This is a genomic window from Staphylococcus sp. HMSC13A10, assembly GCF_001808005.1.
Lineage (GTDB): Bacteria > Bacillota > Bacilli > Staphylococcales > Staphylococcaceae > Staphylococcus > Staphylococcus pasteuri.
Genome location: NZ_KV791829.1, coordinates 15,941 through 32,800 on the forward strand (window position 1 = coordinate 15,941; position 16,860 = coordinate 32,800).

Below are 16,860 nucleotides of genomic sequence, written 5' to 3' on the forward strand. Positions count from 1 at the left end.
TTTTTCACATAGGTACTTCTAATGTAACAATTGTACCTTTATCAATATGTGTTTCTATATCTACATGCCCGTACACTAATTCAGCACGCTCGCGCATACCGTATAAACCTAGTCCAGATCCTTTTGGTTGAGAATTTGGATTAAATCCGTATCCATGGTCAATAATTTCTGCAATTAAATTATCATTATTTTTTTGAATCATTACATCTATTTCACTAACACCTGCATATTTTAATGCATTATAAATCGCTTCTTGAACTACACGATAAACAACTGTTTCTACTTCACTATCAAAACGTTGCTGTGAAATATTAGATGTGTAATTGATTTGCATTCCGAAATTTTCTTCAAACTGTTTAAAGTAAGATTTAAATGCAGCTTCTAAACCTAAATCATCTAATGAAGCTGGTCTTAATTCAACAGATAAATTTCTAACGTCATCGACTAATTGAGACATGATGCCCTCAATATTTTCAACATCATTTAATATTTTTTCTCTATCCTGTTGGTACTTTAATAAACGTAATTGGACGTTTATATTTAATAGTTCTTGAACTAGACTATCATGTAATTCTCTCGAAATACGTTTACGTTCGTTTTCTTGTGCAGAAATGGTTTTTCTTATCATCCTACGTTGGTTCATTTTTTCTTGACGTTCAATCTGAGGTGCAACGTCTTGCAAAGTAAAGGCATTGATACCTTTTTCCTTATCAATTGTTTGATATGTAGCAGTAAATGGTGCAATTTCTCTTTGATTAGTTTTCATAAAAACTTGAAATGTAGATCGATTGGGTTGTTCTACATCTAAAAAACAATTTTTACATGATTGCAAATCAAATTCATTGGTATAACCTTCACATCTACGACATATTGCATTTGTCATCGTACTATAATTATCTTCCATTGAAATCACTTCATTAGCTGCTTCATTCATAGCTATTACTTTGCCATCATTATTAACAAACACAATTTTCTCATTTGTGTACTCATAATATTTTTTCAATAAAGTTTCAAGTTTGATATCATCATTTTCCAACAATATAATCACCTAATATCTTCTTTTAAATCACCTAAACGCTCATTGATAATAATATTCTCTATATTATCAGGCAATGGTTTGTGATTTCTTTGGCCAAATAGTATTACACCATAAACTTGGTTATTAAAGCAGAGTGGTACAGCTATCACCGCTGTTAAACTCTCACTTAATAAAATGGGATATTTTACTTTTTCATCTGGTGACAGCGCTATATCCACATTAGCAATAAGCATTCTTTTCCCTGTTTTCATAACATTACCAGCTAATCCGCGACCTTTTCGTAGAACGATAAGTTTATATCTATCGTTTTTATTTCCGGAAACATATTGCCATTTTATTGGGGAATAAGTACTTGAATGCTCACAAAATGCAATCGCTGCAAAATCGACGCCTTCTTCTTCTCTTAATTTATCAATATTATATTGAATATTTTGCAGTTTCTTATTTAAACCTGGAGTCATTATCATTCCACCCTTGGATCATTACAATTTATTTTTTCGATATATAATATATCTTCTATTAGTATAAGATAACGGTACACTCCATACATGAACTAAACGAGTAAACGGCCAACATGCTAATATTGTGAATCCTAGTAATACATGAATTTTAAATTGAAGTGGTACTTCTAACATTAATTCAGCATGAGGTCTAAATAAAAATAACTGTCTAAACCACACTGAAATTGTTTCACGATAGTTAAATCCTTCATTTGTTATATTAGTGACAAGCGTTGAGTAACATCCTATAAAAATAATTAAAAGTAATAAAAAATTCACGAAAATATCAGAAAATGAACTCAAGTGTCTTACATTTTCAAATGTTATACGTCTTGCTGTTAACAATAACATACCAATCAATGTCATTATACCAAAAATACTTCCTATATAAACCACACCAAAATGATAAATTCCTTCAGTAACACCTAATGCTTCTGTCCATGATTCGGGTATTGCCAATCCAACAACATGTCCAAAAAACACAGGAATAACTCCTAAATGAAATAATAGACTTCCCCATTTAAGTTGTTTCTTTTCAATTAATTCACTAGACTTAGCTGTCCAAGAAAATTGATCATATTTATATCTTGCAATATGTCCTATAATAAAAATCATCAAGCATAAGTAAGGATAAATGACCCACAAAAATTGACTAATCATGTTGCGTCACTCCTTCTGGTGACTTTAGACATAATTTTAATGTCTTCCGTAATGCTTGGATAACGTATCCATAAGGATGATTATGTTTACCGAGCTCATTTGCCAATGCATACGTACCGTCTTCAATAATCATAATTACAAGTTGAATATTTTCTTCCGCTCTATCATCGCCATACCATTCGATAGTTTGTAGAAATTCTAACATTAACGGTAGATAATCAGATAATTCATTATCTACCATTTTTAATCCAAACATTTCGTATAATACTTTAAGTTTGGCTAACATTTGTCCTCGTTCTTTTTGAGTTTCAAATTTGTTATATGTCATATATAATGGAGAATTTTTACTGAAATCAAACGTATCAGTATAAATTTGTTTTGCTTCAGACAAAGTATAATTCATCATAACTTCTCTAAAATTAACAATATCTTGATAACCAGGATGTTGTGAAGTAATGGATTCATTAAATACATTTTCATTAAATGTTAATTTTTCTGGAAAGCTTAATAACATTGCTATATAACCAAAACTATCTTGATATTTTTTTAAATTATCGAAATTAATCACGGAATATCCCTCCATAAAAGTTTTCGTTATATATTTCTTGACCTGTTTTACCAGAACCAACAGCAACGCCACATCCTTCGCAATTTACACCGAAGTTTTCTCCACCATATCCTTGAGAACCTTGTGCATGATAAGTATCTAAATATGTTTCTTTATGTGTAGTTGGTATTACAAAACGCTCTTCATATTTTGCTAAACCTAATAGTCTATACATATCAGAAACTTGTCTTTCAGTAAGATCTAAAGCATCTAGCTTTTTAACATCAAACGGTCTATTAGTCACTTTAGCTCTCATATAGCTACGCATCATTGCCATTTTTTGTAATGATTTTTTCACTGGTTCAGTATCTCCAGCAGTAAACATATTAGCTAAATATTCGATAGGTAATCTCATTTCTTCAATTGCTGGGAAAATCATGTCTGGATCTTGTTGCGTATTTTTACCTTCGAAATAACTCATGATTGGGTTTAATGGTGGGCAATACCAAACCATTGGTAAAGTACGATATTCTGGATGTAATGGAAATGCTAATTTATACTCAATAGCCAATTTATATATTGGTGATTGTTGTGCCGCTTCAATCCATTCGTGGTTGATACCATCTTTTTCAGCTTGAGCAATAACATCTTCATCATATGGATCTAAAAATAGTTCTAATTGTTTTTCATATAAATCTTGTTCATTTTCAGTTGATGCGATTTCTTCAACGCGATCAGCGTCATATAAAAGTACACCTAAATATCTCATACGACCTGTACATGTTTCTGAACATACAGTAGGCATACCTGCTTCAATTCTTGGGAAACAGAATGTACATTTTTCTGCTTTATTTGTTTTCCAGTTGAAGTAAACTTTTTTATAAGGACAACCAGTCATGCAATATCTCCAACCTCTGCATGCATCTTGGTCAACCAATACAATACCATCTTCATCTCTTTTATACATTGCACCTGAAGGACATGATGCAACGCAACTTGGGTTTAAGCAATGTTCGCAAAGTCTAGGTAAATACATCATAAATGTTTCGTCAAATTGGAATTTAATATCTTCTTCAATTTTTTCGATGTTAGGGTCTTTAGGGCCTGTAACATTAGCACCTGCTAAATCATCTTCCCAGTTTGGTCCCCATTCAATATCCATATTTTTTCCAGAAATAACGGAATACGCTCTTGCTACTGGTGAATGGTTACCTTGTTTAGCTGTAGTTAAATGTTCATAGTTATAATTCCATGGTTCGTAATAGTCTTGTATTAAAGGCATATCTGGGTTATAAAAGATTTTACCTAAAGCAATCTTAGACCATTTACTACCTGATTTAAGTTGTAATTTTCCTTTTTTATTTAAAACCCAACCACCTTTGTAATGCTCTTGGTCTTCCCATCGTTTCGGATATCCTGTACCTGGTTTAGTTTCTACGTTGTTAAACCACATATACTCAGCACCTGGTCTATTTGTCCATGTGTTTTTACATGTAACACTACAAGTATGACATCCTATACATTTATCTAAGTTCAACACCATTGCGATTTGCGCTTTAATCTTCAAGCCAATTGACCTCCTTCATTTTTCTAACTGCAACGTAAACATCTCTTTGATTTCCTATCGGACCGTAGTAATTAAAATGATAGCTAATTTGAGCATATCCGCCGACTAATTGTGTCGGTTTCAAATGTATTCTAGTTGGTGCGTTATGTGAACCACCTCTTGTATCTGTAATTTCAGAACCAGGTGTTTGAATATGTTTATCTTGAGCATGATACATAAACATTGTTCCTTGAGGCATTCTATGAGAAATAACTGCTCTTGCAGTAACAACACCGTTTCGGTTGTATACTTCTAACCAATCATTATCATTAATATCATGTGCCTCTGCATCTACATTCGAAATCCAAACATTTGGACCACCTCTGAATAGTGTCAACATATGTTTATTATCTTGATACATTGAATGAATATTCCATTTACCATGAGGTGTAAGGTAACGTAATACTAATGCATCCGTGCCGCCTTTAATTTTTTTATCTCTTGTACCAAATACCATTGGCGGTAAAGTAGGTTTATATATTGGTAGACTTTCACCAAATTGTTGGAACACTTCATGGTCTAAATAATAACTTTGTCGTCCAGTTAATGTTCTAAATGGTACTAAGCGTTCAATATTAGTTGTAAATGGAGAATAACGTCTTCCATTTTTATTTGAACCTGGAAATACTGCTGTCGGTATAACTTCTCTCGGTTGCGATGTAATATTTAAAAACGTAATTTTTTCAGAAGCTCTTTCACTAGATATATCTGCTAATTTCATACCTGTTTGTTGTTCTAAATCTTGGTAAGATTTTTGAGATAATTTCCCATTAGTCGCTGATGAAATATTTAGCATGGCATCTGCAACATTTCGTGCTGAATGGATACGTGGTTTATCGTTTTTAATTGAGTCTGGATCGGTATCATTCCATGTACCTAACATACTTTTAAGTTCTTCATATTGATTTTTAACACTAAAGCTAACTCCGTGAGCACCTATTTTACCTGTCTCAAGTTTAGGTCCTACTGAAACGTATTTATCATAAATTAATGTGTAATCTCTCTCTACGATTGAAAAACTAGGCATTGTTTGACCAGGAATCGGATCAACTTCTCCTTTAGACCAATCTTTTACAATTCCGAGTGGCGTACCTATTTCTTGTTTTGAGTCATGACCTAATGGTGATGTAACCACATCTTTAAACGTACCTGGAAGGTAATCTTTAGCCATTTCAGATACTGCTTTTGCCAATGTTTTATAGATATCCCAATCTGAACGTGATTCCCATAATGGATCAATAGCCGGATTAAAAGGATGAACATATGGATGCATGTCTGTTGATGATAAATCATGTTTTTCGTACCAAGTTGCTGCCGGTAAAACAATATCAGAATATAAAGGTGTTGCTGTCATTCTAAAGTCGAGTGAAACCAATAAATCTAATTTTCCTGTTGTTTCTTCTCTCCATTTGATTTCTTCAGGTTTGTCATCTTCGTTTGGTGAAGCTAATAAACCAGATTTCGTACCTAATAGATGTTTCATGAAATATTCTTGACCTTTAGCAGAACTTGATATTAAATTTGAACGCCAAATAAATAATGTTTTAGGATGATTTTTTCTTAAATCTGGATCTTCTACTGCAAATTTTGTTTTCTTAGAAGTCACTTCATCTATAGCACGTTTAAGAATTGCTTCATTTGAATTGTCACCATTTTCTTTTGCTTCTTCACCAAACAACAAACTATTTTTGTCAAATTGAGGATATGATGGTAACCAACCTAATTTTGCTGCTGTAACATTATAATCAGCAGGATGTTTATGTTTAATATTTTTAGCTAATGGTGATTTTAATTTATCTACATCTGATTCTTCGTATTTCCATTGATCAGTAGCAAAGTAAAACCAACTTGTTCCATTTTGTAAGCGTGGTGGTCCTTGCCAGTCTTTTGCAAATGCAAGTGTATTCCATCCTTCTATTGGGCGACATTTTTCTTGACCAACGTAGTGAGCCCATCCGCCTCCGTTAACGCCTTGGCAACCACATAACATAACTAAATTGAGTATTGCACGATAAATAGTATCTGAATTGAACCAATGGTTTACGCCAGCCCCCATAATAATCATTGAACGCCCTTCAGTATCAATAGCATTTTGTGCAAATTCTTTAGCTACTTGAGTGACTAAATTACTTTTAATACCTGTTATTTCTTGTTGCCATGCTGGAGTATATTTAGAGTCTTTATCTTCATAACTATCTGCTTCTAAGTCATGGTTAAATCGACGTACACCATATTGACTTGCCATTAAATCAAATACTGTTGTGATATATGTTTCTGTCCCGTCAGCTAAAGTGACTTTTTTAGTAGGAATAGGTCTTTCAAATATTCCATCACCATTACTATCAAAATATGGAAATTGAATTTGCTGTAATTCATACTCACTATCAGCCATGGATAATGAAGGATCTATTTTGTTTCCTTCATCATCTTCTAATTTGAGATTCCATTGTTTGCCTTCTTCCCATCTTTGACCCATTGTGCCGTTTGGTACTGTTAAATCATTTGAAATTTCATCAAAAATTAATGGTTTCCATTCTCCATTTTCAGTTTGTTGACCTAAATCAGTAGCTCTTAAAAATCTACCTGCTTTAAAGCCATTTTCATCTTTATCTAACATCAATACGAAAGGTATATCAGTGTATTGTTTAGCGTAATCGATGAAACGTTGGTTTGGTTTGTTTATATAATATTCTTGTAAAATGACGTGTGTCATTGCTTGTGCCACAGCTGCGTCTGTACCAGGATTAGGCGCTAACCAATTGTCCGCAAATTTAACATTCTCTGCGTAATCTGGTGCTACAGAAATAACTTTTGTACCTTTATATCTAACTTCTGTCATAAAGTGAGCATCTGGTGTACGTGTTAAAGGTACATTTGAACCCCACATAATAATATATGATGCATTATACCAATCACTTGATTCAGGTACATCCGTTTGTTCTCCCCAAATTTGTGGAGAAGCAGGTGGTAAATCTGCATACCAATCATAAAAACTAAGCATTTCGCCGCCGAGTAAATTAATAAAACGTGCACCTGCAGCGTAACTCACCATTGACATTGCAGGTATAGGCGTAAATCCTGCAATTCTGTCAGGCCCATCTTTTTTAATTGTGTATAATAATTGAGCTGCTATGATATCAGTAACATCTTTCCAATTAGATCTTACATGGCCACCCATACCTCTTGCAGATTTATACTGTTTAGCTTTTTCTTCATCTTCAACAATAGATGCCCATGCCGCAATTTTATTACCTTGATTTTCTTCTAGTGCTTCTTGCCAGAGTTCTAATAATTTTCCTCTTATATATGGATATTTAACTCTTAAAGGACTATATTCATACCATGAGAATGATGCTCCTCTTGGGCAACCTCTAGGTTCGTATTCTGGCATATCAGGACCACAGCTTGGATAGTCTGTTTGTTGGTTTTCCCATGTAATAACACCATTTTTAACAAATACTTTCCATGAACATGATCCAGTACAGTTAACACCATGTGTAGTTCTAACTTCTTTATCATGGCTCCAACGTTCTCTATACATTTTCTCCCATTCTCTGCTTTTACTTTCTAACACTGACCAGTTCCCGTTAAATTTTTCTGTTGGTTTAAAAAAATTCAATCCAAATTTCCCCATATATATCCTCCTACACTAGTAAAGTGATTATCTATGTCCGTTAATTAATTTCGCTATTTTTTCTTATATTCAAATTGTATATTTTTTCACAAACTTTTTATATTAGGGAAAGTCCTAATTGAAGGTATAAATCCCCTATGATTTTTATAATCTTTCAAAATTCTTTTTATTAAAAAAAGACCACCTGTTTTTAGGTGGCCATACTGATGTGTAAGACAGAGATATAATGTACTCTCTTTTTATTATTGAGTTAGTCATATTTGAGGCTAGCTCCCGAAGGAACAATATAGAATCTAGACTTTAATAAATTGATGGTGATATTGATTTTTGATTTTTTCATATAATTGTTGTTGTGAAATATGGTATTTGCCATTACTTTTGACTTCAATTATGCAACCATATCCCTCATCACTTAATATTTCACATTTTTCCATAGCTCTTCCTTTTTCCCCTTGCACAATGTAAAAAGGTTGATCTGATTCGTTATCATTTTTAGTGTCCACATAATTCACAATATCACCTATTATGCAAACACCTGGCATGCCTTCAAGTTGATGAGATTTTATCTTTTGTTGAATATCGCTTAATGTTCCAATGATTACTTTTTCATCAAATAAGGAAGCTCGGAAAATAATAGCGATTGGAAAATTAATATCGCTAAATTGTTGTATCTGATTTATTATTTTTGGAAGTCGTTTCACTCCCATGTATATTGCTAATGTACCTTTATTAAGGAGTGGTGTAATATCCAACTGATTTTCTTGATTATCTTTAAAATGACCGGTTGAAAAAGTTACGTTTTTCGCAATACTTCTCATCGTCAACCCAATATTCATGGATTGTGCAGCAGCACTTGCAGAAGTTACCCCTGGAACTATTTCAAAATTGATATCTAACTCACTTAGCGTCTCAACTTCTTCATGTAAACGTCCAAAAATCGCTGGGTCTCCACCCTTAAGCCTCACAACATTATTGTGTTCTGAAGCTGCCTTAACCATGAGTTGATTAATATTATCTTGTTGAATATGTTTGGTATAAGGTTTTTTTCCTACATCTACAATTTCTATTTCAGGTTTAGCATATTGTAAAATTAACGGATTTACTAATCTGTCATATAGAATAATATCTGCGTTTTCTATAAGACGCTGCGCTTTCTTAGTTAGAAAATTAGGATTACCTGGTCCAGCACCTACTAAATATACTTGACCATAGTTACTTACAGACATATGAATATATCTCCATCGATAATTTCCACAGGATAAGTTTCTACACAACCGGTATCTGGTTCTTGCACATTACCAGTAGTTAAGTCTATTTTTTGGTCATGTAATGGACAATAAACAAAGTCTCCACTTACAGTGCCTTCTGATAATGGTCCTTGTTTATGTGGACATACATTATTCACTGCAAAAATTTTGCCTTCATTCGTTAAAAACAAACCAATTTCTTTATCTTTTACAATTACTTTTTTTCCAATGAGTGGTGTTAATTCATTCAAATTAGAAACTTTAATCTTTTCCATACTTTTCATAACTATACCCTCTCAACTTCAAAGATTTTTTGTGATGCTTTGTCATTTGCTATTGCTTGCCATGGTTCTTCTTTAATTGCTTGTTTAGCATCCATCACTCTATCGAATAAAGCTTGTTGGCGTTCAGGGTCCAATAAAACTTCTTTTACGTTTTCAAATCCAAGACGTTCTAACCAAGGCGCTGTTCTTTCAGCATATATGCCAGTTTCACGATAATATTGCATTAACGCACCGCACATACGTATTACATCATCTTCGGTTTCTACTGTAGTTAAGAACTGTCCTTTAGTCACTTCAGTTCCTCCATTGCCACCAATATATAATTGGTATCCATTTTCAACAGAAATGACACCAAAATCTTTCACACCAGATTCTACACAACTTCTAGGACAACCTGATACGCCCATTTTAAATTTATGAGGTGTATCAATATATTCAAAAGTTTTCTCTAATCTGATACCTAATCTTGTTGTATATTGTGTTCCAAAGCGACAAAATTCTTTACCAACACAACTTTTAACGGATCTTGTTTTTTTACCATATGCTGAAGCAGACCGCATACCTAAATCTTTCCATACTTGTGGGAGTTCATCTTTTTTCAATCCATATAACCCAACACGTTGTGATCCTGTTACTTTAACGAGAGGTACATCATATTTTTTAGCAACTTCACCAAGTCTAATTAATTGATCGGCGTCTGTCACACCGCCTCGCATTTGAGGTATTACAGAGAAAGTACCATCATTTTGAATATTTGCATGATATCTTTCATTTGCAAAACGTGATTCTTTTTCATCTTTATGTTCATATGGATATACCATATTTAAATAGTAGTTAATAGCTGGACGACATTTAGGACAGCCATTTTTATCTTTGAAATCAAGGACATGTCTAACTTCTTTTGATGTTTTTAATCCTTTTGCTCTAATTTGAGTTACAATTTGATCACGTGTTAAATCTGTACAAGCACATATTCCTGAAGGTTTAGCGGCAACAAAATCATCACCTAAAGCATATTGTAAGATTTCTCCTATTTGACCTTTACATTTACCACATGAATTACCTGCTTTAGTAGCTTTAGTTACTTCATCTACAGAAGTTAGTCCGTTTTCTTTAATAGCTTTGACAATAGTGCCTTTGTCTACACCATTACATCCACATATTGTTTCATCGTCAGCCATATCTTCTATAGAGTTACTAACTTCTTCCCCACCTTTAGTTAATAATGAAACTAATGTATAATCTTCAATTGATTCATGTTTTTTCATCATATTGTAAAATCGTGAACCATCATCTGTATTTCCATAAAGGACAGCATCAACAACTTCACCATCTTTTAGAAATACTTTTTTATAGTTATTATCTACGCTATTAAAGATTTCAATACCTTTAATTTCAGGTGATTCAACGATTTGGCCTGCACTATATAAGTCACAACCAGATACTTTCAATGATGTAAATGTTGTTGAGCCTTTGTAACCTTCTGTGTCATTATCAGTTAAATAGTCAGCAAGTACTTTACCTTGTTCATATAATGGTGCAACTAATCCATAGACTTTACCTTGGTGTTCGGCACATTCTCCTACAGCATATATATTAGGGTCACTCGTTTGCATCATATCATTGACTACAATACCTCTATTTACTTCTAAATCACTTTGTTTAGCTAATTCAGTATATGGTCTTATTCCAACAGCCATAACAACTAAATCCGCTTCTAAAACACGTCCATCAGCTAAACGTACAGCTTCAACATCTTCTTCACCTAAAATTTCTTTTGTATTAGCTTGTAATTCAAAATTCATGCCTTGCTTTTCTAAGTCAGCTTTTAACATTTGTCCAGCTTTTGCGTCTAGTTGCATTTCCATAAGCCATTCAGCTAGATGAATTACCGTTACTTCCATACCTTGGTCTAGTAAACCTCTTGCACATTCTAAACCTAAAAGTCCCCCACCAATAACAATTGAATGTTTTTTAGATTTAGCAATTTCCATCATGCGTTTAGTATCATCAATTGTTCTCCATCCAATGACACTTGGAAAATCAGAACCTTTGATTGGTAAAACAAATGCTTTAGATCCAGTTGCAAATATACATTGATCATAATCAACTTCGATGCCACTCTCTGTCATAACTTTTTGCTTATTACGATCTATTTTAATAGCTGGGTCATTATTAATAAGTTTGATATTATGTTCATCATACCAATCATATGAATTCATTATCGTCTCTTCTACTGACATTTTATTTTGTAAAATATTGGATAACATAATTCGGTTGTAATTTGGATATGGTTCTTTACCGATAATAGTAATATCAAAACGTTCATCGTCTCTTTCAAGAATCTCTTCAATCGTTCTCAAACCTGCCATACCATTTCCTATCATCACTAATTTCTTTTTAGCCATAAATATGCCCCTTTATCACTTGTGAATAGTTTTTATTAAAGGATTGGATAATTAGGCACATAGATTTTTATTATACATATAATGCTTCGAATCGTTCTCTAATAATTAATTTAAGTGAACCATCAAAGTTAATTGAAGGTGTGATGTGTAGATTGCAGTGAATAGGCATCTCATCAATCACTCCTTTCACTTTGTTGACTAATCTGCCGTCAAAAAAGAACAAAGGCACTATAATAAGTTCATCATATTGTTTTGATATTTCTTCTAAGTCATTTCTAAATGTTAGTGCACCGTACAATGTGCGTGCATACACAGGTTGTTTCGAATCAACTGCTTCTACAAAGTCTTTAAGTTCATCATGAGCCTTTGTAAATCGACCACTACCATTACCATGTGCGATAATAACAACCGCTGCGTTAGAATCATCGGATAATTTAACATCATCAATTCTTCTTTCAACTAATGCTTTCATATATGGATGTGTTCCTAACGGTTCACTTAAATAACTAGAGATATCCGGATACTTATTTTGCATTTTCATTAAAATATCTGGAATATCACTCATATAGTGCATTGCACTGAAAATAAGTAATGGTACAATTCTAAATTCTTTAATACCTTGCTGAATCATTCTGTCCATCGTTAATTCTAAACTTTGTGTATCACTCTCTAAAAATGCTAATTCATAATGGTAGTCTTCGTCTTTCAATAAAGTTGCAATAAATTCTGCTAAGGCCTTATTCTGATTTCCTTTTCTCATACCATGTGCCACTAAAATATTGCCTACCATAAAAACCAATCCTTTCAACTTGAATTGTAAACTAATTTCATGTATTTTTGTGATTATTTTCACATTTTAAGGAAAAATCAGGGAATCCCCTTATATAATAAGTATTATTTATATAACTCTTTTAGTCTTATAAAAAGGTATGAATAAATATTTATTTTACATGAAATAAGATATATAATTGAATAGTTGGTTGTTAATATATTACACAAGTAATCACTATTCTAAATGAATAGTCGTATACATAATGATCCGTACATACTTTTTAATTAACAACTTAATTTATTTTTTTCACATTAGAGAGGAGATATGTTCGTGAAAAGATTTACCTTTTTAATTATTATCGTATCTTTTATTTTAGCGAGCTGTAGTAATAATAATGCTTCTAAAAAGGATACTTTAAATGTTGAGATACCATTAAAAACAACATCAATTGCTCCTTATGAAACAGATGTGCCTGTCAAAGTTGGAGCATTAGAATCTTTATTTAAAATGTCTAAAGATGGTAAAGTAAAACCTTTGTTAGTAAAATCATACAAGCAAAAATCTAATGACACATTAATACTTACACTCAAAGACAACATCAAATTCCAAAATGGTCATAAATTAACTGGTAATGCAGTTAAACGAAGTCTTGAAAAAGGAATAGATAAAAGTGATTTATTAAGAGGCTCATTACCAATCGATAACATTACTGCTAAAGGTCAAAAAGTGACTATCAAAACGAAAGAACCTTATCCAGAATTAAAATCAGAATTAGCCAGTCCTTTTGCTGCTATTTATGATACGAAAGCAAAAGAAAAAGTCGCTGATCAACCTGTTGGTACAGGTCCTTATAAAATTGACAATTATAAACGTTCACAAAAAATTGAACTATCAAAATTCAAAGATTATTGGCAAGGTAAACCTAGATTAAGTAAAATTAACGTCACTTATCATGAAGATGGTAATACTCGTGTTAGTCACTTGCTATCTGGAAAATCTGACTTAACAACAGACGTACCAATCGATCAAGTCAATGATGTAAAGAAATCTAATAAAGCTAATATCCAAAGTACTTCAGGTTTCCGGACTCATTTATTACTTTATAATCATGACAGTAAAAAAATGAATAAAAATGTTCGTGAGGCCTTTGATTCAGTCATCAATCGTAAAGAAATAGCGAAAACTATTTCAAAAAATTATGCTAAACCGGCATCTGGACCTTTCAATAATAGATTAAAAAATATAGATGAAGGCAAAATTCAACCTCAAGATATTAACAAAGCTAAAAAATTATTGGCTAAAGAAGGCTATTCTAAATCTCATCCATTGAAAATAAATATGGTAACTTACGATGGTCGACCAGAATTACCTAAAATTGGACAAGTCATTCAGTCTGAAGCTAAAAAATCTAATATTGATGTGAAACTTCGAAACGTTGATGATATTGAAGGTTACTTGAAAGATAAAAATGCTTGGGATGCATCGATGTATAGTTATTTAACTGTCCCTAGAGGAGATACTGGTTACTTCTTTAACACTGCTTATTTACCAAAAGGTGCTAACAATAAAGGAAACTATGATAATAAAGAAGTCACTCAACTTAATCAAACATTTGGTCAATCTCAACGTGAACAAATGACTAATAACATTTTGAGAACATCTAACAAAGATATTCCAAATAGTTATATTACTTATAATGATCAAATTGATGGTGTAAGTAAAAATGTTAAAAACTTTAATGTTACACCAGAATCAATCTATTTAATTGATTATAAAGTAGATAAGAAATAAATATTAAAAGAAACTAGGACATAAATCCTAGAAAAATAACCAGTAAATGAGTTTATCCAAAAAACTCATTTACTGGCTTCTTTATTTATAATACTTCGTATTATCGGCTCGCTTTCTTAGGGGACAGCTTCAGCCTGTAGTCTTCAGCTTGTCCTGTTCCCTCAAGAGTCTCGCCAAAATACATCGTATTTATATGTAATTTTACATCAAAACAATTTTAAAAAATAAGGCCCCTTCGTACAATTTAATAAACATCACTAAACAAAATTAACGAGATACCTTATGTATAAAGATCATAACATGACTCAACTTACACTACTGATGGAAACTTCAGTTCTTATCCCCACAAATTATATGTCACGACATGTTAATAAAATCGTTGAAACTATTCCACATAATGAATTCGATGAATTCAAACATCATCGTGGAGCCACATCATATCATCCTAAAATAATGTTGAAAGTCATTTTATATGACTATACACAATTTGTATTTTCTGGTAGTAAAATAGAAAAATTACTTAACGATAGTATACGAATGATGTGGCTTTCACAAAATCAAACGCCTTATACATTTGTATGGAAAAAGAGTTTTCAAAATTATGAATCCAAAATGAATAAAGATTCTAAAGCACTTTATCATGAACTATTGACAAATCAGTTCGGAACTTATTAGTTCCGAGCTTTTGAATTTTAAAATGGCGGTTGTCCTAATATTTTTTCTTCAAAGCGTTCTGGAATTAAAATTTTTCTCATGATAACACCTAAATCGCCATCGTCATTTTCATACTTTGCATAAATTTCATAGCCTCTTTTTTCATAAATGCTTAATAGCCACGGATGCAAACGTGCTGACGTACCTAACGTCACCGCTGCTGCTTTTAATGTATCTCTTAAAAAATCTTCTTCTACATATTTCAATAACTGACTTCCATAGCCTAGGCCATCATATTCTGGTTTAGTTGCAAACCACCATACAAACGGATAGCCAGAAATACTTCTAACACTTCCCCACGGATAACGAACCGTAATTGTTGAAATAATTGTATTATCTAATTCTAATACGAAGGTTGTATTATTCTTGATATTATCTTTGACCATTTCAACGCTAGCATTGACTGATGGCCAATCTATACCTAATTCTCTTAAAGGTGTAAAAGCATCATACATTAATTGGTGAATTTCCTTAGTGTCTTTCTCGTTTGCAATTCTTATATTGACATTACTCATCTTAATCACGTCCTCATTTTTCTCTTTTCATGATTTTAAGCGTAAAAAGAAATGAGTATATAGTCAATTAACTTGATTCATCTTACATTAATTTCTAAAAAAAGCATAAGTCGTTCAATTTTTATTATGAACGCTTACGCTTTATGATCAATTTATTTTAAATGATTTCTTTGTCCATTTAAATATGCATATACTAATCCTACAAAAATACCGCCACCAATGTAGTTACCAATTAACGCAAATACGATATTTTTTAAAACGCCTAAACCTGATAAAGCATCTATATTAAAAAATAACATTCCTGAAAATAGACCTGCATTGAAAACAACGTGTTCATATCCCATGAATACAAAAACTACAACGCCACATGCAATAAAGAACGCTTTAGCCAATCCTTCTTTAAATTGCATAGAAACAAATATTCCAATATTAATGAAGAAATTACAGAAAATACCTTTAACTAGAATAGTTAACCATGTTGACGATTCTGTTTTCTTATGTACTGTTTCAGTTAATGCACTTGTCATTTCTGGAATCATAATATGTGCATATTTCATTAAGAAAAATAAAATGATACCCCCAATAATGTTGCCAATAAAACAAAATGTAAATATCCAAATCATCTTATTTAAGCGAATCGCTTTATAATACCAACCTACAGTTAAATACATAAAGTTACTAGTAAGTAATTCTGAATTGGTCAATACGATTAATACTAAGGCTAAACTAAATGCAATAGCACCTAATAAATTAATCAACCCATCAATATGTGTAGATGCAAATTGTGTTTTAATGGCAAGCATAAACACAGTAACAATGGCTAACAAAAAACCAGCCATCATTGATTTTAAAGCATATCTCATAGGTGTTTTATCAGCCATCACTTCTTTCATTTGTGTTTGGCCAACGATTGTTTCTATAATCTCTTTAGTCACATATGTATCCTTAGTGCTTTTACGATTTTCTATCCTCCATAAATCTCTCACTCTTTATTCTAACCATACTTATTATATGTGGAATTAAAGATAAAAAATAGAGGCAAATCTACTAAAAATTAAAGTTTCACTATTATTAAACTACTTTTCACTTTAATAAACAGCAAAAATACTACCTACATCAACAACTATGACGTAGGTAGCTAAT

At 32.2% G+C, this 16,860-nt stretch carries 13 protein-coding genes and 1 pseudogene; 2 read left to right on the plus strand and 12 right to left on the minus strand.

From position 1 onward, the window contains the following. Nucleotides 1-4 precede the first annotated feature (4 nt). The 10 genes from nreB to HMPREF3125_RS01545 form a co-directional block, all read right to left on the minus strand. Entirely contained in the window at nt 5-1,039 is a 1,035-nt protein-coding gene (gene nreB, locus HMPREF3125_RS01500) for a nitrate respiration regulation sensor histidine kinase NreB (RefSeq protein ID WP_070451476.1), read from the minus strand. A gap of 5 nt (nt 1,040-1,044) precedes the next feature. Next, complete coding sequence (gene nreA / locus HMPREF3125_RS01505) at nt 1,045-1,500, minus strand: nitrate respiration regulation accessory nitrate sensor NreA (RefSeq protein WP_070451479.1); 456 nt, start codon at nt 1,498-1,500, stop codon at nt 1,045-1,047. Between the two features lie 21 nt (nt 1,501-1,521). After that, on the minus strand, nt 1,522-2,199 hold the full coding sequence (gene narI / locus HMPREF3125_RS01510) for a respiratory nitrate reductase subunit gamma (RefSeq protein ID WP_070451481.1): 678 nt from the start codon (nt 2,197-2,199) through the stop codon (nt 1,522-1,524). Continuing rightward, a complete protein-coding gene (gene narJ, locus HMPREF3125_RS01515; protein ID WP_017637737.1) occupies nt 2,192-2,767 on the minus strand; it encodes a nitrate reductase molybdenum cofactor assembly chaperone in 576 nt (191 codons plus the stop codon). Before narJ ends, narI begins: the two co-directional genes overlap by 8 nt. Next, nucleotides 2,760-4,313: a nitrate reductase subunit beta gene (gene narH / locus HMPREF3125_RS01520; protein ID WP_070451483.1), complete on the minus strand. Its 1,554-nt coding sequence runs from the start codon at nt 4,311-4,313 to the stop codon at nt 2,760-2,762. The genes narJ and narH overlap by 8 nt, the downstream gene beginning before the upstream one ends. Continuing rightward, nucleotides 4,303-7,986, minus strand: coding sequence for a nitrate reductase subunit alpha (locus HMPREF3125_RS01525; RefSeq protein ID WP_070451486.1), 3,684 nt, complete (start codon nt 7,984-7,986; stop codon nt 4,303-4,305). The genes narH and HMPREF3125_RS01525 overlap by 11 nt, the downstream gene beginning before the upstream one ends. A 293-nt stretch (nt 7,987-8,279) precedes the next feature. After that, a complete protein-coding gene (gene cobA, locus HMPREF3125_RS01530; RefSeq protein WP_070451488.1) occupies nt 8,280-9,212 on the minus strand; it encodes a uroporphyrinogen-III C-methyltransferase in 933 nt (310 codons plus the stop codon). Continuing rightward, a complete protein-coding gene (gene nirD, locus HMPREF3125_RS01535) occupies nt 9,203-9,517 on the minus strand; it encodes a nitrite reductase small subunit NirD (protein ID WP_017637733.1) in 315 nt (104 codons plus the stop codon). The genes cobA and nirD overlap by 10 nt, the downstream gene beginning before the upstream one ends. 2 nt (nt 9,518-9,519) lie before the next feature. Beyond that, nucleotides 9,520-11,925, minus strand: a complete 2,406-nt coding sequence (gene nirB, locus HMPREF3125_RS01540) for a nitrite reductase large subunit NirB (RefSeq protein ID WP_070451489.1) — start codon at nt 11,923-11,925, stop codon at nt 9,520-9,522. Nucleotides 11,926-11,995: 70 nt separating this feature from the next. Beyond that, complete coding sequence (locus HMPREF3125_RS01545) at nt 11,996-12,715, minus strand: sirohydrochlorin chelatase (protein WP_070451491.1); 720 nt, start codon at nt 12,713-12,715, stop codon at nt 11,996-11,998. A 306-nt stretch (nt 12,716-13,021) separates the two neighbouring features. Between HMPREF3125_RS01545 and HMPREF3125_RS01550 the strand changes: the two genes are divergently transcribed. Further along, the gene (locus tag HMPREF3125_RS01550; protein WP_371106429.1) at nt 13,022-14,488 is read left to right on the plus strand and encodes an ABC transporter substrate-binding protein; all 1,467 of its coding nucleotides are present in this window, start codon (nt 13,022-13,024) and stop codon (nt 14,486-14,488) included. 282 nt (nt 14,489-14,770) lie between these two features. Continuing rightward, nucleotides 14,771-15,148: pseudogene (locus HMPREF3125_RS01555) on the plus strand (transposase); the annotation flags it as partial. A gap of 32 nt (nt 15,149-15,180) precedes the next feature. Here the strand turns inward: HMPREF3125_RS01555 and HMPREF3125_RS01560 are convergent. Then, entirely contained in the window at nt 15,181-15,717 is a 537-nt protein-coding gene (locus HMPREF3125_RS01560) for a GNAT family N-acetyltransferase (RefSeq protein WP_070451496.1), read from the minus strand. Nucleotides 15,718-15,869: 152 nt separating this feature from the next. Beyond that, a complete protein-coding gene (locus HMPREF3125_RS01565) occupies nt 15,870-16,685 on the minus strand; it encodes a formate/nitrite transporter family protein (protein WP_070451569.1) in 816 nt (271 codons plus the stop codon). Nucleotides 16,686-16,860: the final 175 nt, after the last annotated feature.

Excerpts from the sequence above, each read along its gene's own strand:
- nirD (WP_017637733.1), bottom strand. The coding sequence starts at position 9,517 with ATGAAAAGTATGGAAAAGATTAAAGTTTCTAATTTGAATGAATTAACA.
- HMPREF3125_RS01550 (WP_371106429.1), top strand. The coding sequence starts at position 13,022 with ATGTTCGTGAAAAGATTTACCTTTTTAATTATTATCGTATCTTTTATT.
- nreA (WP_070451479.1), bottom strand. The coding sequence starts at position 1,500 with ATGACTCCAGGTTTAAATAAGAAACTGCAAAATATTCAATATAATATT.
- nirB (WP_070451489.1), bottom strand. The coding sequence starts at position 11,925 with ATGGCTAAAAAGAAATTAGTGATGATAGGAAATGGTATGGCAGGTTTG.
- cobA (WP_070451488.1), bottom strand. The coding sequence starts at position 9,212 with ATGTCTGTAAGTAACTATGGTCAAGTATATTTAGTAGGTGCTGGACCA.
- HMPREF3125_RS01525 (WP_070451486.1), bottom strand. The coding sequence starts at position 7,986 with ATGGGGAAATTTGGATTGAATTTTTTTAAACCAACAGAAAAATTTAAC.
- narI (WP_070451481.1), bottom strand. The coding sequence starts at position 2,199 with ATGATTAGTCAATTTTTGTGGGTCATTTATCCTTACTTATGCTTGATG.
- HMPREF3125_RS01545 (WP_070451491.1), bottom strand. The coding sequence starts at position 12,715 with ATGGTAGGCAATATTTTAGTGGCACATGGTATGAGAAAAGGAAATCAG.
- HMPREF3125_RS01560 (WP_070451496.1), bottom strand. The coding sequence starts at position 15,717 with ATGAGTAATGTCAATATAAGAATTGCAAACGAGAAAGACACTAAGGAA.